Annotated in this window: 15 protein-coding genes; 8 read left to right on the top strand and 7 right to left on the bottom strand. The window is 75.2% G+C overall.

All coding sequences use genetic code 11. From position 1 onward, the window contains the following. Positions 1 to 313 precede the first annotated feature (313 nt). Positions 314 to 1,165 (top strand): phosphotransferase, encoded by an 852-nt coding sequence (locus LO763_RS05345; RefSeq protein WP_230600927.1) that lies wholly within the window; start codon positions 314 to 316, stop codon positions 1,163 to 1,165. A gap of 336 nt (positions 1,166 to 1,501) precedes the next feature. Here LO763_RS05345 and LO763_RS05340 read toward each other — a convergent pair whose 3' ends face one another. Next, a complete protein-coding gene (locus LO763_RS05340) occupies positions 1,502 to 2,206 on the bottom strand; it encodes an RraA family protein (protein ID WP_230600926.1) in 705 nt (234 codons plus the stop codon). A gap of 248 nt (positions 2,207 to 2,454) precedes the next feature. Continuing rightward, entirely contained in the window at positions 2,455 to 2,922 is a 468-nt protein-coding gene (locus LO763_RS05335; protein WP_230600925.1) for an NUDIX hydrolase, read from the bottom strand. Between the two features lie 177 nt (positions 2,923 to 3,099). Between LO763_RS05335 and LO763_RS05330 the strand changes: the two genes are divergently transcribed. Next, entirely contained in the window at positions 3,100 to 3,777 is a 678-nt protein-coding gene (locus LO763_RS05330) for a hypothetical protein (protein WP_230600924.1), read from the top strand. A 34-nt stretch (positions 3,778 to 3,811) separates the two neighbouring features. Further along, the gene (locus LO763_RS05325; protein WP_230600923.1) at positions 3,812 to 4,600 is read left to right on the top strand and encodes a class I SAM-dependent methyltransferase; all 789 of its coding nucleotides are present in this window, start codon (positions 3,812 to 3,814) and stop codon (positions 4,598 to 4,600) included. 1 nt (position 4,601) lies between these two features. On the opposite strand, the gene LO763_RS05320 is transcribed toward LO763_RS05325, so the two are convergent. Both LO763_RS05320 and LO763_RS05315 read right to left on the bottom strand, forming a co-directional pair. Further along, entirely contained in the window at positions 4,602 to 6,269 is a 1,668-nt protein-coding gene (locus tag LO763_RS05320; RefSeq protein WP_230600922.1) for an AAA family ATPase, read from the bottom strand. 307 nt (positions 6,270 to 6,576) lie between these two features. Then, the gene (locus LO763_RS05315) at positions 6,577 to 9,006 is read right to left on the bottom strand and encodes an ATP-binding protein (protein ID WP_230600921.1); all 2,430 of its coding nucleotides are present in this window, start codon (positions 9,004 to 9,006) and stop codon (positions 6,577 to 6,579) included. Positions 9,007 to 9,292: 286 nt separating this feature from the next. Here LO763_RS05315 and LO763_RS05310 point away from each other — a divergent pair, with 286 nt between their 5' ends. The 5 genes from LO763_RS05310 to LO763_RS05290 all read left to right on the top strand — a co-directional run bounded on the left by LO763_RS05310 (position 9,293) and on the right by LO763_RS05290 (position 15,949). Next, positions 9,293 to 9,910: a DUF4333 domain-containing protein gene (locus LO763_RS05310; RefSeq protein ID WP_230600920.1), complete on the top strand. Its 618-nt coding sequence runs from the start codon at positions 9,293 to 9,295 to the stop codon at positions 9,908 to 9,910. A gap of 146 nt (positions 9,911 to 10,056) precedes the next feature. Further along, positions 10,057 to 10,584, top strand: a complete 528-nt coding sequence (locus LO763_RS05305; RefSeq protein WP_230600919.1) for a hypothetical protein — start codon at positions 10,057 to 10,059, stop codon at positions 10,582 to 10,584. Positions 10,585 to 10,708: 124 nt separating this feature from the next. Further along, positions 10,709 to 13,150: an ATP-binding protein gene (locus LO763_RS05300; protein ID WP_230600918.1), complete on the top strand. Its 2,442-nt coding sequence runs from the start codon at positions 10,709 to 10,711 to the stop codon at positions 13,148 to 13,150. Between the two features lie 152 nt (positions 13,151 to 13,302). Then, positions 13,303 to 13,779, top strand: coding sequence for a hypothetical protein (locus LO763_RS05295; RefSeq protein ID WP_230600917.1), 477 nt, complete (start codon positions 13,303 to 13,305; stop codon positions 13,777 to 13,779). Between the two features lie 202 nt (positions 13,780 to 13,981). Beyond that, on the top strand, positions 13,982 to 15,949 hold the full coding sequence (locus tag LO763_RS05290; protein WP_230600916.1) for an ATP-binding cassette domain-containing protein: 1,968 nt from the start codon (positions 13,982 to 13,984) through the stop codon (positions 15,947 to 15,949). A gap of 19 nt (positions 15,950 to 15,968) precedes the next feature. Here the strand turns inward: LO763_RS05290 and LO763_RS05285 are convergent, their stop codons facing one another. The 3 genes from LO763_RS05285 to LO763_RS05275 all read right to left on the bottom strand — a co-directional run bounded on the left by LO763_RS05285 (position 15,969) and on the right by LO763_RS05275 (position 19,844). Beyond that, entirely contained in the window at positions 15,969 to 16,676 is a 708-nt protein-coding gene (locus tag LO763_RS05285) for a sulfotransferase domain-containing protein (protein ID WP_230600915.1), read from the bottom strand. Between the two features lie 67 nt (positions 16,677 to 16,743). Beyond that, the gene (locus LO763_RS05280; RefSeq protein ID WP_230600914.1) at positions 16,744 to 18,171 is read right to left on the bottom strand and encodes an MFS transporter; all 1,428 of its coding nucleotides are present in this window, start codon (positions 18,169 to 18,171) and stop codon (positions 16,744 to 16,746) included. Positions 18,172 to 18,308: 137 nt separating this feature from the next. Then, a complete protein-coding gene (locus LO763_RS05275; RefSeq protein WP_230600913.1) occupies positions 18,309 to 19,844 on the bottom strand; it encodes an alanine/glycine:cation symporter family protein in 1,536 nt (511 codons plus the stop codon). Between the last annotated feature and the right edge of the window lie 362 nt (positions 19,845 to 20,206).

Below are 20,206 nucleotides of genomic sequence, written 5' to 3'. Positions count from 1 at the left end.
CGGAAGCGGCGGCAGCGTGCGCCCGGCCGCGGTCGCAGAGGGCGAGCGGTCGGCGATGTGGCTGCGGTCGAGCCGGACCGGCCCGGTCGGCGGCCGCTGCGCCGCACTGACCGGCTCCGAGGCCAGGCCCCGCCGAGCGCCCGAAGCGAATCCGGTCCCATCTTCCCCCAACGGCTCCGGCGCCCGCCCCGCGCATCGGGAAATGCCGTCGCCAGGCGGAGCGGCGACCCGTAGGGTGTACCCGGCGGGACGCGGCGACGACCGGTCGCACCGCCCTCGTTCTACTGCGGCCGTTGAGAAGGGATACGACGCGATGAAGCCCTCCGACCTCCGGCGCGCGGTGGCCGCGGCGGTCTCCACCGCCGCAGAGCTCGGCCTGAGCGCCGACGACGCCGCCGTCCTGCACGACTCGAACCGGATCGCGGTGCGCCTGCTGCCCTGCGACGTGCTCGCCCGGGTCGCGCACGTCGAGCACCGCGCGGGCGCCGAGTTCGAAGTCGAGGTCGCCCGCCGGCTCGCCGAGACCGACGCCCCGGTCGCCGGACTCGCGCCCCGGGTCGAACCCGGCGTCCATGTGCGCGACGGCTTCGCGATCACACTGTGGCAGTACTGCGAGCCGCTGCCGTCGCAGGACATCGCGCCCGCGGAGTACGCGCGGTCGCTCGCGCGGCTGCACGAGGGGATGCGGCGGATCGACGTCCCCGCACCGCACTTCACCGACCGGGTCGCCCAGGCGCGGCGGCTGGTCGACGCCCCCGCGCTCACCCCCGATCTCGGCGAGGCCGACCGCAGGCTGCTCGGCGGCACGCTGGCGGACCTGAGCCGCGCCATCGCCGACAGCGGCGCCGAGATGCAGCTGCTGCACGGCGAACCGCATCCGGGCAACCTCCTGGAGACCGGGGGAGGGCCGCTGTTCATCGACCTGGAGACCTGCTGCCGCGGGCCCGTCGAGTTCGACATCGCCCACGCGCCTGAGGAAGTCGGCGGGCACTACCCCGGGGCCGACCCGGACCTGCTGCGCCAGTGCCGAATCCTCACGCTCGCGATAGCCACGTCATGGCGCTGGGACCCGGACGACCAGCTCCCGAACGGACGCCGACTGGCCGCGCAGTGGCTCGACCAGATCCGAGCGATGCTCGACCAGGGCGGGGACCCCCACCGCTGACCCCGTGCGCACGGGCGCCACGCGGCGGCCGTCTCCGCGCACGCCCGGCGGCGCCTCGAACCGTTGCCGTCGTTGCTCCTCGATGTCCGCCGTCTCCGCGCACGCCCGGCGGCGTCCAGCCCGCGCAAGGGGCCCGGCTGCGGACGCTCGGCACGTTCCTCATCGAGCGTCCCGACGCCGAAGGCGTCCACGCGAGAACCGCCGAGCTCGATCCGGGAAGCACCGGGCGGGAACCGGACCGGGCGTCCGAGCGGTGCCACCGGTTCCCCGGTCGGGCGACGCCGAGCCGAGACCCCGGTCGCCGACGGTGCGCCGGGCGGTCCGGGGCCGGCGCCGTCACTCCTCGATCGCGCCGCCCAGCGACCGGAGGTGCTGCCGGAACGTGGTCCCATTGCGGTCCCGCCCGGCGAGGTAGTCGGCGAATCGGACCTGTTCGCGCAGACTGGTGCCGAGGCGCAGGAGCCCGGCCTGGCGGTGCTCGGTGTCGCGGATCGCGGCGGCGGCCGCGGCGATGTCGGCGGCCCGGTCCAGGGGCAGGAACAGGACGCCGTCGTCGTCGGCCAGCACGAAGTCGTCGCCGGTGACGCGGTGCTCGCCGACGCGGGCCCAGGCCAGCGCGTCCGGCTCCTGGGGGTCGAGGCGCTGGGGCCCGGCGGGGAGCGCGCCCTGGCTGTGGACGGGCAGGCGGATGGCGCGCAGTTCCGGGGTGTCGCGGTGGAGGCCCCAGATCACGACGCCGGAGAGCCCGGCGTGGCGGGCTTCGAGGGCGATGAGGTCGCCGACGCAGGACTCGTCGCGGCGGCCGGCGTTGTCGACGACCAGGACGTCGCCGGGGCCGGCGTGCCCGAGGGCCTCGAGGAAGACGTCGACGCTGCCGTAGTGGCGCGCGGGCCGGGCCCGCCCGGCGAAGTGGACGCCGTCCCAGAGCGGGCGGACGTCCGGTGGCGCGCAGCGGAGCAGGAGGCCGAGGCGGATGAGGGCGTCGGCGACGTGCGGCGTGGTCAGGTCGAGGTACGTGTTCTGCAGGTCGAGCGCGTCCATGTCTGCTCCTCGGAGCGTGCGGTGGCCGGTGGCGGCGGTGCCGCAACGATATCGACGCCTGCTGGGACCGCTCGCGCCTCCCCGGTCCCGAGGGAGGCGAGGCGCTGCGGCGGATCGGCCGGAGCCGGGCGGGAGCGGGCCGCGCGGCCGGGGCCGGAGGCGAGGAGTTCGCATCCGAAGCGCCGCTTCACGGTCGCGGCCGGTGCGCCGAGCGCGGTGGACCACCGGCTCCCCGCCGGCCTCGCGGCTCAGTGCTGGATCAGGCCGCCGACCGGGACGGGGGCGACGCGGCCGGTCGCGGGAAGGCGCTGCGCCAAGGCGATGCCGACGTCCACCAGGCCCGACCGGTGCAGGCCGGCGACCTCGGGGATCGGCGTCCAGACCGACTCGTCGGTCTCGCCGTTCGGCTCGGGCCGGAGGCGGCCGCCGGTGATGCGGACCCGGTAGAAGACGCCGATGTTCTGATGCTCGACGCCCGCCCGCGCGATCGACGCGGGGATTACCCTCGAGTCGACGCCGAGCAGCCGCTCGACCACCCCGTCGCAGCCGGTCTCCTCGGCGAGCTCGCGGACGACCGCGTCGAACGGGTCCTCCGACTGCTCGACCCCGCCGCCCGGAAGCGTCCAGTGCGTCCCGCCCCCGGGGGCGACGTAACGGGCGAGCAGCACCCGTCCGTCCTCGACGCACACGGCGTACGCCGCCAACCGCACACTCACCCCGCCCACCTCCCGCCAGACCCTATCGCGAACCGGCTCAACACGATGCGGGCCATGAGGGAGGCGGTTCGGACCCGCCGCGCCCGAGACGTGAAACGTCCGGTCTGCGACGGTCTCGGTCCCCGTGCCCATCCGGTAAGGTGACCGCTACTGCACTCCTGAACTGCGAGGACCCCGATGAGCTACCCGCCCCCTCCGCCCGACCGGACGCACCTCCAGTACCAGCCCGTACCGCCCCCGCAGCCGCACCAGGGCCCCGGCGTCCTCCCTCCGGCCGGCGGGCCCGAGCGGCCCGGCCCGGCGACGCTCGCGGTGCTCGCCGTGTGGGCGCTCGCCGCGCTCATGGCCTACTTCACGGTCGACCTGGTGCTCACCTCGATGGACCAGCGGCACTTCTTCGACGAGTACGGGTACGTCGAGATGCTGTTCCTCGGCGACTTCCCGCAGGTCGGGGTCGTCATGATCACCTACGCGGTCTTCCTGGTCTGCGCGGTGGCCACCGCGCCCGGCCTGGCGAAGGGCAGGGCGGGCGCGCGGATCTTCGGCATCGTCTGGACGAGCGTCGCGATCCCCGTGTTCGTGACCTACACGGTGCTCAACTACCAGGCCCTGGCCCTGTTCCCGCCGCTGCCGGGGGAACCGGACCTGCGGATCTCGATCTTCGGGTGGGGCGCCGCCCGCCTTGCCCTGGCGCTCTTGATCTTCGTCCTCATGCTGACGCCCGGCGTGCGGGCCTGGACGCCGACGAGGCCCGCGGCCGCGCTCGTCGTCATGGTCCCGCACGCGCAGCAGCCGTACGGGCAGCAGCCCTACCCGTCTCAGCCGCATCCGCCCCAGCCGCCCTACGGCAGGTGAGCGCGATCGGACCGCAGCCGTTGGGGCCCTTGACATGACCGGCGAGCGGCGGATGTCGTTCAACGCCGCGGCGGACGCCTACCACCGCGGCCGCCCGCCCTACCCGCGGGCGGTGTTCGACCTCCTGGCCGACCGCTGCGGGCTCGCGCCCGGCACGCGGGTGCTCGAGATCGGCGCGGGCAGCGGCCTGGCGACCGGGCCCCTCCTGGCCGCGGGCGCGCAGGTGGTCGCGGTCGAACCCGGCGCGGACCTCGCCGCGATCCTCACCGCCCGCTTCCCCGGCGACCGTCTACAGGTGACGATCGACGATTTCGAGACCGCCGACCTGCCGGGCGGATTCGACCTGGCGGTGGCGGCGACCTCGCTGCACTGGCTCGACCCGGTCGCCGCGATCGCGAAGCTCGGCGCCCTGGTCGAACCGGGCGGGTGGTTGGCCGCCTGGTGGACCGAGTTCGGCGACGCCGACCGCCCCACCCGGTTCCGCGACCGGCTCGACGACGTCTACCGCGACCTGCTCCCCGCCGAACCCGGCTACCGGGACTCCCGTTCGCACGCCCACGACACCGAGCGCTGGAGCCGCGTGCTGACCGCCGGCGGCCGGTTCGCGGGCGTCGCCGTCGACGTCGTCGCCTGGCACCAGACCTTGACCGCGGCGACCGCCCGCGACCTGTGGTCGACGTTCCCGAACATCGCCGAACTCGCCCCGCCCGCCCGGACCGAGTTCCTCTCGCGGCTCGGCGCGCTCGTCGACGACGAGCCGGGCGGCACGGTCGAGGACCCGCGCTCGACGGTCGTCTACACCGCCCGCCGCACCCGCCGGTGAGTCAGACGCCGAACTCGGCGTAGGCGGTCGTGACGTCGACGGCCTCGATCGTGGTCATCTCGGCGGAGGTCGGGGTCCCGTCGTCGCCGTACCCGACCAGCAGGCGCAGGTCCCGCTGCGCCGCGGCCTTCCGGCAGAGCTCGCGGGCGAACCGGCCGTTCCCGAGCGCGTCGATCCTCCCCATGCCGATCGCGATCGAGAAGCTCACCCGCAGGGCGTGCTCGGCCTCGGCCGTGAGCGTCTCGCCCGCCCCCGCGAGGATCGAGACGGCGATGCCGGCGAGCTCCTCGGTCGAGTACGACGGGAACTCGATCACCGTGGAGAACCGCGACCGCAGGCCGGGGTTGGTGGACAGCAGCTCGCGGATCTCCTCGGTGTACCCGGCCAGGACGATGACGAGCCGGTCGCGCCGGTTCTCGGCCGCCGTCAGGATCTCCTGCATCGCCTCCTCGCCGAACGCGTCCCTGTCGCCCTCGTACCCCTGCCCGGCCAGCGAGTACGCCTCGTCGACGAACAGGACGCCGCCGGTCGCCTCGTCGATCTTCGCGCGGGTCTTCATCGCGGTGTGCCCCAGGTAGCCGCCCACCAGGTCGCCGCGCTGGACCTCCACGACCCGTCCGTGCTCGAGCAGGCCCAGGCCCGCGAGGATCTCGCCCGTGATGCGGGCGACCGTGGTCTTCCCGGTGCCGGGCGGTCCGGTGAACACGAAGTGGTGCGGCCGGTTCGAGGCCGGCAGCCCGCGCTCGGCCCGCAGCGCCGCCATCCTGAACTGCGCCTTCAGGGCCTGGATCCGCTCCTTGACCGGCTGGAGCCCGATCATGGCGTCGAGCCGCCGCCCGGCCTCCTCGAGCAGCGTCGCGCGGTCGGCGCGGTCCCGCTCGACCTCGGCGGCCGCCTTCGACGGGTCCGGGTCGAAGTCCAGCTCCACCGCCTTGGCGGGGCGGACGGTCCGGACGCGCTCGGCGAACACCTCGATGTCGGGGGCGAGCCGGTAGGCGCGCTGGAACGCCTGCGCCGCCTCCTCGGCCTCCCCGAGCGACTCCATCGCCGCGCCCCGCACGAAGGCGAGGTGGGCCTCGTACAGGGGGTCGCGCAGCCCGCCCGGCAGGTCCTGGAGGGTGTTCAAGGCCTCGTAAGGGGTCTCGAGGTGCACCAGGGACGCGGCGACGTAGAACTGGGCCTCGTCGCGCAGCCGCGGGTCCTCGATGCCGTGCGCCGCCTTGAGCACCTCCTTCCAGTCGTCCTGCTCGAAGCGGCAGCGGGTCCGCAGGAACCTGGCCTTGTCCTCCAGGTCGCCCTCGCGCACGAGGGTGAGCTGCTCCCAGGCGAGGTCGGTCTCGTCGGCGTCCAGCAGCCCCGCCACGTAGGCCAGCCAGATCTCGTAGGGGCCGGTGAGCCGGTAGTCGACGAACATCCCGATGGCGTACGACGACTCGAGCGCGAGCCCCGTGTCGCCCCGCAGGTCGCCCAGGCGGTCCCGGTGCTCGAGCATGCGGAGCAGCGCCTCCTCCTTTCGCTCGCCGCAGGCGTGGAGGCCGAGCCAGGCGTCCGCGGCGCGGGGGTCGTAGTCGAGGACGAACTCGAAGCAGTCCGACGCGCGCACGCGGTCGCCGTCGTGGAGGAGTTCGACTCCGCGCGCCCAGGTTTCCGTTGCGCCAGAGAAGGGCATGTCCGCTCCAAGCCGAGAAGAGGGTGTCCGGGGGCCGCCGAAGGGCGCCCTCCAGCGTAGTCAGCCGGGTCGACCGGGACCGGGCGGCGAAAGGGCGCCGAAGCCGGCCCCGCGGGCCGGTGCGCGGCCGTCCCGCCTGCGCGGCGGGGGCCTGCGGTTCGCGTGTCCGGGCAGGTGGACGGGGCGGCCGAGGCGCCTCCCGGTCGGTCCGCGCGACCCTGGCCCGCAGTCCGCGACGCCGCCGGCCCGGCGAGCCGGAGGCGTGCGGCGGGACACCGGCAGAAAACCGGCAGCCGGGTCCGGGCCGTCACCGCACGCGGGGGAGCAGCCCGGACCCGGGCACGCCGCACCGCTCGTAACCCGCTGCGGCGCTGCGCAGGTGCCGTTGCGCGGCCGCGGCGTCGCCCTCGGCCCGGCGGGCCTCGGCGAGCCCGTGGTGGGCCTCCGCGAGCTGGTAGGCGTCCTCTTGGGACTCGGCCAGCCGCAGCACGCGCTCGTGCTGGTCGACCGCCCCCGCCAGGTCGCCGGAGGCGGCGAGCGCGCGCCCGAGCGCGTTCCGGGCGGTGCGCTCGAACGACAGGTACGCCATCTCCTCCGCCTGCTCCACGGCCTGGCCCAGGCGGGCCACCGCTTCGCCGGTCCGGCCCAGGGCCAGCAGGTCCTCGCCCAGCTCGATGAGCGTCGGCGTGAAACCGCCCAGCAGCCCCGCCCGGCGGCAGCGCTCCAGGCACGCGGTGTGCACCGCCAGGGCCGCGGCCGGGTCGCCGTGCATGCGGGCGAAGGTCCCGCGGCAGACCTCGATGCGCACGGGGTTGTAGTCGTCGTCGGCGCCCAGGTGCCGCTCCGCCTCCGCGGCGCTGCGCTCGGCCTCCGCCAGGCGGCCCAGCGACAGCAGCGGGTCGACCGCGTTCACCGCGATGTTCACCATCGTCCTGGTGTCCGAGGCGGACTCGGCCAGCGCGAACGCGGAGCGGTAGACCTCGAGCGCCTCGGCGAACCGCCCCGACTGCCGGTGCAGGATGCCGATGCTCCGCAGCGCCAGCGCGGCCCCGCCGGCGTCGCCGAGGCCCCTCCTGAGCGCGGCGACCTCTTCGAGGCAGCCCGCGGCCTCCCGGTTCCTGCCCGCGAACATGAGGTGCCGCCCCCGGTCGCCCAGGCTGTGCGCGGTCTTCCGCTCGTCGCCGAGCCGGCGCGCGATCCCCAGGGCCATGCCGTTGACCTCGAGGTGCCGCCGGGCGTCCCGGCCGTGCATCCGGAAGGCGCTGAACGCGTTCGCGAGGTGCCAGGCAGGCTCGAGCAGCCCGGCGCGCTCCGCCGCGTGCACGGCGGCCGCCAGGTTGCCGCGCTCGGCCTGGAACCACGCTATGGCCTCGGCCTGCCCGTCGAAGCCGGGCAGGCCGAGGTCGTGCGCCGCCGCCTCCTTCGCGAGCATCCGCTGGTACTGCGACGGCACCCGGACCGCCGCCTGGAACGCGAAGTGCAGGTAGCCGCCGAGCAGGCGCCGGAACGCCGCGTCCCGCCCGGCCCCGGTCTCCTCGGCGTCCGCGCGCCCGGCCGCGAAGACCCGCACCAGGTCGTGCAGCCGGTACCGCCCCGGCGCGTGCGTCTCGACCAGGTGCACGTCCACCAGGGACTCCAGTGCCGCCGAGGCCTCCTCCGGGCCGGTCCCGCACAGGGCCGCGGCGGCGCGGGCGTCCACGTCCTCGCCCGGGACCAGGCCGAGGCGCCGCAGGAGCCGCCGCTGGTCCGCGTCGAGCTCGCGGTAGGAGGCGCGCAGGGCGGCGGCGACGCCGCGGTGCCCCATGTCGAGCTCGTCCAGCAGCCGCTCCTCGTCGTCCAACCGCCGCAGCAGGTCCTCGACGCTCCACAGCGGGCGGCTGCGCAGCCGCGCCGCCGCCAGGCCCATCGCCAGCGGCAGGCGCCCGCAGCGCTCCGCGACCGCGGCCGCCTCGGCCGCCGTGACCCGGTCCCCGGCGGCGGCCTCGAACATCGCGACGGCCTCGCGCATCGGCGGCGGCCCCAGCGGCACCGGGACCGCGTCCGCCACCGCGGACAGGTCGCGCCTGCTCGTCGCCAGCGTGAGCACGTCCGCCGTCCCCGGCAGCAGCGCCTCCACCTCCTCGGCGCCCGCGGCGTTGTCGAGCAGCAGGAGGACGCGGCGGCCCGCGAGGGCGCTGCGGTAGGCCGCGGCGAGCTCCCCGGCGCCGGCGGGGAGGTCCTGCTCGTCCGCGCCGAGGACGCGCAGCACCCGCGCCAGGACGGACTCCCGGCTCGGCCGGTGCCCCGCGGCGCGGGTGAAGCCCTGGAGGTCCACGAACAGCTGCCCGTCGGGGTACCGGGGCGCGAGGGCGTGGGCGGCCCGCACCGCCAGGGCGGTCTTGCCGACGCCCGCCATGCCGTGCACGGCGACCACGGCGGCCCCGGCGTCGACCGCCGCGAGCAGGTCCCCGAGGTGCCGCTCCCGCCCGGCGAACGCGGCGAGCGAGCGGGGCAGCTCGCGGGGCGCCGGCGCCCCGGCGCGGGGCGTCCCGGCCAGCAGCGCCCGGTCCTCCTCGCCCAGCCCCAGCGCCTCGACGATCAGCCGCAGCGTCTTCGGCTGCGGCCGGACCCGTCCCGACTCGATGTCGCGGACGGTCCGCGTCCCGACGCCCGCCTTCAGCGCGAGCTCCTCCTGCGTCAGCATCGCCCGCAGCCGCAGCGGGCGGAGGCTGCGGGCGTCGGGCGCTCGGTCGGGCATGGTGCCCATGGTAGGGCGGACCGGCAGGTGGACACCCGGCCACGGGCGCGGGCCGCCGCCCCGGCCCCGTGCTCTCGGCGCGACCGCCCGCCGCCGAGGGGCGGCGATCCCGCCGGTGTCCCGCCTGTCGCCCGCCTCGAAACCCGACCCCGCCCGGGACACACTGGTCGCGGCGGGGACGCACGGCGCGCCGGGGCCAGTGCGCCCGGCCGCGCGGTCGCCGCCGGATCGAGCGCCGCCCCGCAGCGGGACGGCGGCAACCAGTCAGCGAACGAAAGGCCGAACCGTGCCCATCCGAACACTCGCCCTCCTGCCCCTCGCCCTCGCGGCCGTCGGCCTCGCCGCGTGCAGCGTCGAAGCCGGACCCACCGTCTCGAGCGAGGACGTCGCGGCGGCGGCCGAGGACGCCCTGGAGGGCGAGATCGGCTCGCGCCCCGAGATCGACTGCGGCGACGACGACTCGATCATCGTCACCGAGGGCGAGGAGGTCGACTGCGTGCTGACCGACCCGTCCACGGGTTCGGAGTTCGACGCCGCGGTGACCTTCACCGGCGTCGACGGCGGCGAGTGGAACGCCGACGTCGAGGTGGCCTCCGAGCCCAACGGCGGCGCCGCCTCCGACCCGGCCGAGACCACGGCGCCGCCCGCCGACGACGCCGGCCTCGAGGTCGAGGCCGAGCGCCTCGCCGAGGCCGCCGAGGACGCCCTGGAGGCCCAGGTCGGCTCGCGCCCCGAGATCGACTGCGGCGAACTGAACCTCACCGTCTACGTGGACCGGCAGACCTACTGCACGCTGATCGACGCCGCGACCGGCTCGGAGTACGAGGTGACCCTCACCATCACGAGCATCCAGGGCGAGCAGTTCGAATTCGACGTCCAAGTGGCCGACACGCCAAAGAATTAGCCTGTCCCCCCCGCAGGCCCCTCCGCGCTCAGAGCCGAGCGCCCGTACCGGACCGGTCGCGCCTTCGGGCATGATCGGTCCGGTGCGCGTCCCCCGCCCGGCAGGGGCGCGGACGCGCCCCGATCGATCCCACGGAAGGTCCAGCGATGCCCGAAGCGCGACCACCGGTCCCGCCGCCGTACCCGCCCGCACCCGAGCGGATGCCCGGAGCGACCACCACGGCCGTGGTGCTCCTGTGGATCATGCTCGCCCTCGGCGTCTGCGGCGGCGCCCTCTTCCCCGTCTTCGGCTACCTGGCGGACGCCTGGACCGACGACGGCCTGGAGCCCGGACTCGGCGCGGTGATCGCGGCGGTCTCGGTGATCCTGGTCGCGTGGTCCGCCGCGCGCGGCGTGCTCGCCGTCGGCATCAGGCGCCGCCGCGCCAAGGCGAGGGTCGGGGCGATCGCGGTGGAGGCGGTCGGCCTGGCGATCACGGCGGCGGTCTGGTTCGTCAACAGCGCGCTCATCGGCCCGGTCACGACCACCACCGACACGGGTGCCGGCCTCGAGACGACGAGCGCGTACGCCCCGGACGTCACCACGGTGGCCTCCAGCTGCCCCGGCGTCCTCCTGTCCATCGCCATCATCGTCCTGCTGGCGCTCCCGGACTCGAAACGCTGGTGCGACCGGTGACCGGGCTCCGCCCGCCGACGAAGGACCGCGGGCGGCGCGGCACGGGTGACCATCGGTCCTGACACCGCCGCGGAACGTCCCGTCGGGACGATCCCGATTCGCCCCGCTGCCCTACCATTGCGACATGCCTGACCGAGTGCCCGAAGCCTCCCTCGAACTCCGGCGGCTCCGGTCGCGGGCGATGATGACCCAGGAGGAGCTCGCCGCGAAGGCGGGCATCGGCATCCGCACGATCCGGGACATCGAGGCGGGGCGGACGCGGCCGCAGCCGCGCACCCTGCGCCTGCTCCTGCGGGCGCTGGGACTCGACGAGGCCGACCGGGGCCCCCTGGCACCGGCCGGACCGACCGCGCCGGTGCCCCGCGAGCTGCCCCGCTCGCTCGCCGGGTTCGCCGGCCGCGAGCCCCTGCTCGACGCGCTCGTCGCCGCCGTCGAGGACGGCGCCGAGGTCGTGGCGGTGCACGGCATGGCCGGCGTCGGCAAGACCTCCCTGATCGTGCGCGCCGCCCACGTCCTCGCCCCCCGGTACCCCGACGGGCAGCTGTTCGTGGACCTCCACGGCTTCACGCACGCCGCCGGGCTGCGCCCGGACCTGGAGTCGGTGCTCACGCGCGTGATCCGCAGCCTCGACCCGGCCAGTCGGGCCCGCCCCGAGGAGTTCGACGAGCTCGCCGCGACCTACCGGAGCGTCCTGGCGGGCAGGCGCGTGCTCCTGCTCTTCGACAACGCCGCGAGCGCCGACCAGGTGGAGGCGCTGCTGCCGGGCACGCCCGACGGCCTCGTCCTCGCCACGAGCCGCCGCGACCTGTCCGTGCTGTCCGGTGCCCACTCGGTGCCGCTGGAGCCGCCGCCGATGCGCGAGGCGGTGGCGATGCTCGGCGCCGCGGCCGAGGGCCGGGTCACCGAGCAGGAGGCCGCCGCGATCGCGGAGCGCTGCGGGCGCCTGCCGCTGGCGATGGGGCTGGCCGCGGCGCGGCTGCGCAGCCGCCCGCTGTGGCGCGCCCGGGACCTGCTGGAGCGGCTCGACGACGAGGACCGGCTCTTGGACGAGCTCGACATGGGGCACCGCGGCGTCGCCGCCGCCCTGGGCGCCTCCTACCGCGAGCTCGACGACGCGCACCGGCGCCTGCTGCGGCGCCTCGGCCTCGCCCCCGGCGACGACGCGGACGTCCAGGCCGCCGCCGCACTGGCCGGGGTGGACGCCGAACGCGCGTCGAGGACGCTCGAGGACCTGGTGGACGTGCACCTGGTCGAGACCCGCTCCCCGGGCCGCTACCGGCTGCACGACCTGGTGCGGCTCTTCGCCGCGCGCCTCGCGGCCGTGGAGGAGACCGAGGCCGAGCGGGACGCGGCGTTCCGGCGCCTGGTCGCCGTCCACCTGCACAGCGCCTACCGGGCGGCGGCGCGGCTGCACCCGAACAAGCGCCGCTTCACCGACGGCGCCGCCGCCCACGACCTCGGCCTGCCCGGCTTCACCGGCCAGCCCGACGCCCTGGCGTGGTTCCAGACCGAGCGCGGCAACCTCGAGGCCGCCGTGGTCGCCGCCGAGGCCGCCGGGCTCGACGAGGAGGCCTGGCACCTGGCGACGGCGTTCAACGCGTTCTTCGTCCACGACTCCGACATCGGCCCCCACGCCACGGTCAACGGGATCGCCCTCGGCATCGCCCGCCGCACCGGCGACGACCGCAAGGAGGCCTACACCCTCGGCGACACCGGCCGCCGGCTGCTGGCCGCGGGCCGGAACCGCGAGGCGATCGACCACCTCGACCGGTCCGTCGCGCTCAAGCGGGAACTGGGCGAGTTCGGCGACGCGGCGCTGACGCTCGCCAACATCGGCGTCCTCCACCGCCGGTCCGGGCGGTTCGCCGAGTCGGTGGCCGTCCACGAGGCGGCCCTGGAGCAGGCCGAGGCGGTCGGGGACGCGGCGGCGGCCGCGCTCATCAGGACGAACATGGTCGTCCCGCTGCTGCGGCTCGGCCGCTTCGACGAGGTCGAGCGCCGGCTCGCCGCGGCGGAGCGGCGGCTCGACATCGGCGACGAGCACAACCGCGTCCGCATCGAGTCGTTCCGCGGGGTGCTGGTGCGCGAGCACGGCGACCCGGCGCGGGCCGCCGACGTCCACGCCGCCTGCCTGGAGGCCTACGGCGGCGAGGGCGACACGGCCGATGTGACCGCGACGCTCATCGAGCTCGGCGAGGACCTGCTGCGCCTGGGCGAGGGCGCCGAGGCCGCGAAGCACCTCGACCGCGCCGTCGAGTACGCGGTGAAGCTCGTCGACCCCTCGCTGGAACGCGCGGCCCGCAACGACCTGGGCCGGGCGCTGACCACCTCGGGGGACGCCGAGGCGGCCCTCGCCCAGCACGAGCGGGCGGCGGCGCTCGCCGAGTCCCATGAGGACGCCTACGAGCTGGCCCGGGCGCACCACGGCCTCGCCGACGCCCTCGGCGCCCTCGGCGACGCGGCCGCCGCGCACCGCCACCTGCGCGCGGCCGCCGAGGGCTACGCGGCGTGCGGCGTGCCCGAGGCCGGGCCGGTCGCGGCCGCCCTGGAGGGGACCGGGCCCTGACGGGCCGCAGGCGGGAGACCGGCGGGAAACCGGCAGGAAATCCCGACCGCGCGCCGGCGCGCGTCCGTGAGCAGCCCGTCCGAGACGCGACCGCGGCCGGGACCGGCGGCGAGGAAGGAGCCCCTCCGCAGGGGAACGCTAGGGTTCTCCCCATGGCAGCAGCGAAGGTCAAGGCGTTCTCCGACGGCACCCGCTACGTCCCGGCGGGGGACTGGGCCATGTTCTTCACCTGGCTCATCGACTTCGTCGTCTTCGCGCTCGGGGTCGCCGCCGGCGTCGTGGTCCTGGCGGCCCTCGACCTGGCGCTGGACCTCGGCAACACGCTCATCGGGATCGGGCTGGTCACGCTGCCGTTCGCCGTGCCCCTGCTCTACGGCCTGTGCTACACCAACGGCCGCGCGCTCGGGGCCGTGGTCACCGGCACGCGGCTCGTGCGCCTCCGCGACGGCGGGCGCCTCGGCGCCAAGGGCCCGTGGGCCATGCTCGTCCGCACGGTCCTGCTGCCGCTGCTGATCATCGCGATCGTCGTCGGCGGCGGCTACGCGGACGGGACGCTCAAGCGCGGCAGCATCGACATCGCCCGGACCCGCCGCCTCCACGCCGAAGGCCACCTGCTGACGCCCCGCTGACCGCGGACCGGGGCTCCCTCGCGGCGGAGCGCGCCCGACGCGCATGCGGACCCGGGCGACCTCGGCCCGGCGGACCGGGCACCTCCACGAGGATCTGTCGCGTTTCCGACAGGCGCCGCGCCCGTCCGGGACCCCGTCCTGTCGGCCGCTCCTGCGATGATGCCTGCCGGGCACTTTGGAGCGTCGACGTTCGGGAGGACGCATGCGGCAGTGGCGATGGCCGAGGATACCGCGGCAGCGGCGGACCGAGACGGCCGACGAGCGCGACGAGGCCCTGCCCGAACTGGAGGACATCGCCTGGTACGCGCACGCCGAGGAGGCCGAGAACGCCTCCTTCTGGCGGATGGCGCGCCGCCTGCCCGGCCTCATGGCGCAGGCGCTGCGCACCGCGTGGGCGGCCGCGCCCGGCCTGACCGTGGCGGCGCTGGCGCTCAACGTCGTCGCCGGGGTCGCCACCACGACCGCGCTCCTGGCGGTCTCCGACGTGACGGTGGCGCTGTTCTCGGCCGCGCCCACCTGGGACCGCGTCGTCGGCGCGCTCCCGGCGCTCGCGCTCCTGGCCGGCGCGACGGCCGCCCGGGCGGCCCTGGGCATCGGGGCCGGGTACGCGCAGCAGCGCCTGAACCCGCTGGTGCTCAACCGGACCCAGCGCGAGTTCTTCCGCCTCGTCACCGGCGTGCCGCGATCGGCGTTCGACGACGACGTGTTCGCCGACCGCCTCGAAGCGGCCAAGGACCGCGGCTCGCGCGCCGTCGTCGACCTCGTCGGCAACTGCGTCGACCTGGTGACCGGCGCGGTCACCGTCGCCGCGGTCGCCGTGGCGCTCGCGGTCATCGAACCGGTCCTGATCCCGCTGCTGTTCGCGGCGGCCCTGCCGACCGGCTGGGCGGCGGTGCGCTCGGCCCGGCTCATGTACGTCTCGAACCGGTCCCGGGTGTCGCGCCGCCGTCGCCTGTGGATGGTCGAGTGGCTGATGGACAACCGCTGGACCGCCGACGACCTCCGCTACCACCAGGCCGGGACGTGGCTGCGCGGCCAGCACCGGGCGATGGTCGACGCCGAGACCCGCGCCGACTTCGCCGTGATCCGCAGCCAGACCGCGACGCGCGCGGTCGGGCAGGCCGCCTCCGGGATCGCGGTCGCCGCCGTCTACGGCGCGCTCCTGTGGATGGTCGCGGCCGGGGCGGTCCCGCTCGCGGCGGCCGCCGCCGCGGTCCTCGCCCTCGGCCAGGGGTCGGCGGCGATGGCGAACCTGCTGGTCGCCGTGAACCAGGTGTACGAGGACGGCCTGTACGCCGCCGACCGGCGCGAGTTCGACGACCTCGCGGCCGAGCGGATCGCCGCGCAGCCCCACCTGGCCGCGCCCGCGGACGCCCCCGCGGAGGCGCTGCCGGTGCCGGAGCTGATCGAGGTCCAGGACGTGTCCTTCCGCTACCCGGGCAAGGACGCCGACGCGCTCACCGGCGTCTCGCTCACCATCCGGCGCGGCGAGACGGTGGCCCTCGTGGGCGAGAACGGCTCCGGGAAGACCACGCTCGCGAAGCTCCTCGCGGGCCTGTACACGCCCACCTCCGGCCGGATCCTGTGGGACGGCGTCGACATCGCGCTCGTCGACCCCGACCGGTGGCGCCCGCACGTGTCGGTGGTCGCCCAGCAGGTGCAGCGCTGGCCCTTCACCGCCGAGCTCTCGGTCAGGCTCGGCCGCTCGGCGGCCCCGGCCGACCGGGACCGGCTGGAGCGGGCCGCGCGGGACGCCGGCGCACTGGCGATGGTCGAAGGGTTCGACCACGGCTGGGACCAGCTGCTCGACACCCAGTTCCGCGCCGGGACCGACCTCAGCGGCGGCCAGTGGCAGCGGCTCTCGTCGGCCCGCGGGCTCTACCGCGACGAAGACGGACTGCTCATCGCCGACGAGCCCTCGGCCGCGCTCGACGCCCGCGCCGAGGCCCTCCTGTTCGCGACCCTCCGGGCCCGGGCCGGGAAGGCCGCCACCGTCCTGATCTCCCACCGCCTCCAGGGCGTCGTGCACGCGGACGCGATCGCGGTCCTGGAGGACGGCGAGCTCACCGAACTGGGCCCCCACGCCGACCTCGCGGCCGCGGGCGGGGCCTACGCGGAGCTGTGGGCGCTCCAGTCCCGGGCGTACACCGGCGCCCCCGACGACGCTTGACCGCCCGGGCCGGCCCGTGTCACGCGGCGTAGCCCAGGAGCCGCATGGCGGCGGCGTTGTCCGGCTGCCGCCAGAACAGTTCGTGCAGGTCCTCGGCGAGCTCGGTCCGGTGCGCCCCCGTCGTCCCGGAGCGGAAGAAGCCGGGGTCGCGGCCGCGGAGCTCGTCGAAGTCGGGCAGCCCGGCGCGGCCGACCCGGGCCAGTCCGGGGGCGATCTCGCCGACGGCGGCCTCCACGGCGGCCTCCGGGGCCGCGACGAGGTCCTCGAAGCGGACCCATACGGGCGCCGGGGCGGCCGACCGGTGCCAGGAGAGCACGTTCGGGCCCCAGCCGCCCGTGCCGCCGCTCCGGCGGGTGATGATCGAGCGCGCCTCCGCGGCGAACCGCTCCCCGTAGTCCTCCCTGCCCGCGAGCGGCGCGGTGCGCAGCCGGGCCCAGGAGACCACGCAGTCGCGGCCGTCCCGCACCAGGCAGACGGCCCGGTCCTCCTCGGCTATGACCGGATCGGTGCGCTGCCGGTGGGTCTTGACGAAGTGGACCTCGTCCGAGGCGCGCATCCGCGCGAACGACCCCGGCCGGTCCCGGGCGCCCATCAGCTCGGGGCCGATCTGCGCGGCCACCCCGTCGACGTCGTAGACCGCGTAGGTGGGCACCCGGTAGAGGCGGTGGAGGGCGATGCGGAAGAAGGTGTTGCCCGAGCGGGGGAACGACGACAGCCAGACGATCACCGCGACAGCGTAGGGCCCCGCGGATCGGACCGGTCGCTCCGATCCGCGGGCCCGGACGCCGCCCCCGTCACGCCGGGACCTTCTCGCGCGTCCCGGTCTCGGCCGCCTCCTCGGCCGCGACCTCGTCGACCGCGGCCTGGTAGCGCGCGCTGAGCCGGCGGTACTGCGGCGCCAGGAAGGCGGCGAGCGCGAGCGCCGCGCAGCCCAGGCCCCCGATGAGGAGGACGAGCGCGATGCCGCGCGCGTCCCCGGTGCCCAGCAGCCACTCCCACTGCCGCACCCCTTCGCCGGTGCGCATGTACGGGATGACCCACAGCTCGGCGAGCGGGGCGACGAACAGGGCGGTGACCGGCGCGGCGGCGGCCTCGAACGTCATCGCGAACCCGAACACCCGGCCCTGCCGCTCGAAGGGCACGACGCGCTGGACGACGGTCTGCTCGGCGGCCTCGGCCGCCGGGACCAGCGCCATGAACAGCCAGACGCCGAGGACGTACAGCCAGCCCCACTCGCGGACGGTCGAGAACGCGCCCGCCGCCCCGAGGGCTACGGCCACGAGCAGGATCGTGCGGATCGGGTTCCCCCCGACGCCCCGCTTCGCGACGACCGCGCCCCCGGCGATGAACCCCGTCGAGGCCACGGCGAACCAAAAGCCCCAGCCCTGCACGCCGAACATGTCGATGCCGTACGGGTCCATGACGGCCATGGCGACCCCGCCGAACAGGTTGTTGAGCGAGGTGAACAGGATGAGCGCGAGCAGGCCCGGCACCGCCCGCACGGCGAGCCAGCCGCCGCGGACGTCCACCCAGGAGGCCCCCGGCCCGGCGCCGGCGGGCCGCTCCTCGGGGAGGCGCAGCGGCACGAGGTGGACGAGCGTCAGCGCGAGCGCGGCGATCCCGATCAGGAGCGTCCACCCCATGCCCAGGAAGCCGACCGACAGCCCGCTGAACACGCTCGTCACCAGCATCGCGACGCCCTGGACGGTGCCGACGAGGCCGTTGGCGTTGGCGCGGCGGCCCTCGGGCACCAGGAGCGTCACGGTGGTAGACAGCGCGATGCCCCGCAGCTGCTCCACCACCGACCCGGCCAGCATGACGACGGCGAAGATCCAGAACCACGGCAGCGAGAGGTCCCCGATCCGCTCCTCGCCCACGGCGAGGAAGAACATCGCGTCGAGGACGAAGACCGCGAGCGCGGCGAGGGTCGCCCAGGTCATGACGGCCTTCTTCCGGAACCGGTCGACCAGCGTCCCGAAGAGCATGCTGAACACCGAGACGAACAGCATGTACGAGGCGCCGATGACGCCCGTGGCGATCACGTTGCGCGTCTCGACGTAGATCCAGAACGTCAGCGCGAACCACAGGAAGCTGGTCGTGACGTTGGCGACCGCGGTGTTGACCAGCACCTGGAGGAACGTCTGGAAGCCGTCCGGGGGGACGGGGCGCCCTCCGGAGGGGGCCGGTGCGGCACCGCCGGGGTGCGTCGACGCCTCGGTCATCGCGGTCGTCCTTTCGGGAGGGACGCAGTCGCCCGGGCCGGGCTCCTTCACGTCTTTCCCGTTATGACGGCTCCGGGGCGCGGAACTCATCGGTCCCGCCGACCGGCGAGGGGACTCGCCGGTCGGCGGGGCGGACGCTAGTCGTCGGCGGGCACGAGCCTGCGGCTCGCGGTGGGCGGGTCGTCCGTGCCCTCCACGGCGTTCGTCGGCAGCAGCCGCCAGTCCGGGCGGGCGAAGAACTCGCGGGTCTCGCGGTACACCACGGGCGTCAGCATGAGCAGGCCGAGGAGGTTCGGCAGCGCCATGAGGCCGTTCGCGACGTCCGACAGGCCCCACAGCAGGTCGAGGCTGGTGACCGCGCCCAGGTAGGAGACCAGGACGTACACGATCCGGTAGGGGAGGATCAGGACCCGGCCGGTGTACCGCTCCAGGCACTTCTCGCCGTAGTAGGACCAGCCGATGATGGTGGAGAACGCGAACGTCGCCAGGCCGATCGCGACGATGAAGCCGCCGATCGCGCCCCCGGCGGTGCCGGCGCCGCCCAGCCCCTCCTCGAAGGCCAGGCGCGTCAGCGCCGAGGACGTGACGAGCTCGCCCGCGTCGTCCATCGTGCCGAGCACGCCGGTGGTGACGATGACCAGGCCCGTCAGCGTCACCACGATGATCGTGTCGATGAAGGTCTGCGTCATCGACACCAGGGCCTGGCGCACCGGCTGGTCGGTGCGGGCCGCGGCGGCCGCGATACCGCCGGTGCCGAGCCCGGACTCGTTCGAGAAGATGCCGCGCGCGAACCCGATCTGGATGGTCAGCATGATCGCCGAGCCGGTGAAGCCGCCCACGGCCGCGCCGCCGCTGAAGGCCTGCTCGAAGACCGTCGCGAAGGCCGTGCCCAGGACGTCGACGTTGACCGCGAGCACCGTGAGCGCCCCGGCGACGTAGAAGATGATCATGAAGGGCACCAGGGCGGCGGCGACGTGCCCGATCCACTTGATGCCGCCGAGGATCGTCACGCCCACGAGCACGAGGATCACCAGGCCGGTCAGCTGCGGGGTCCACCAGGAGTCGGCGGGCAGCTGGGCGTCGATGGCGCTCGTGACGTTCCCGGACTGCACCGCGTTGCCGATGCCGAAGCTCGCGACCACGGCGAACAGCGCGAACAGGAACGCCAGCACCTTGCCGATGGGGCCGGGGATGCCGTCCGAGAGGTACCGCTGCGGGCCGCCGGACTGCTCGCCTCGGGCGTTGGTCTTCCGGTACTTGACGCCCAGCAGCGCCTCGGAGTACTTGGTGGCCATGCCGAGGAAGCCGGTCACCCACATCCAGAACAGCGCGCCGGGGCCGCCGATCGCGATCGCCGCGCCCACGCCGCCGATGTTGCCCACGCCCACGGTCGCGGCCAGCGCCACCGAGAGCGCCTGGTAGTGGCTCAGGTCCCCTTCGGACTCGTTGTTCTCCTTGCGCTTGAACAGGGCCAGCCACAGGGCGTAGCCGAGGCGCCGCAGCTGGACGCCCTTGAGCTGGATCGTGAAGATCAGGCCCACGCCGAACAGCGTGAAGATGAGCAAGGGCCCCCAGACCGCTTCGCTCGCCGATGTCACGGCGGACCCGTACTGCTCGTTCAGGCCGTCCGCCCAGGACTGGACGGCCTCCGTCACGGGATCGAGGAAGTCCATGAAGTCCACATGCTCCTTTCGCGAGGGAAACGCGGAGAAAGGCAGGGTTGCACCGCGTCCGGAGAGCATATAGGCGGATATTCGGGACTCGTCCGCACGGTGGGGTGCGAGTGGTCGATGGTGTGAGCGCTCGCTGACGGGCCTTGAGTCCCGCGCAGATCTAGGGGCGATACCGCTCGGTCAGGGGCGGTCGTCAGTCTGCGGTCGGCGTCCAAATGCTCAATGATGGAGGAGCGGGGAGCGGCCCTGGGCGGGTTGCCGGGGCGGGGTCGGATCGTGTCCGGTGTTCGGGCGGGCGGTGACGGAGCCGTGGAGGCCGGGGTCGGGGTGGGTTGCCGGGGTCGGGCGGGTGCTCGGGCGGG

It is taken from the genome of Glycomyces amatae, assembly GCF_020991375.1.
Classification (GTDB): Bacteria; Actinomycetota; Actinomycetes; order Mycobacteriales; family Micromonosporaceae; genus Glycomyces; species Glycomyces amatae.
This window is presented reverse-complemented; position numbering and strand designations above follow the sequence as displayed.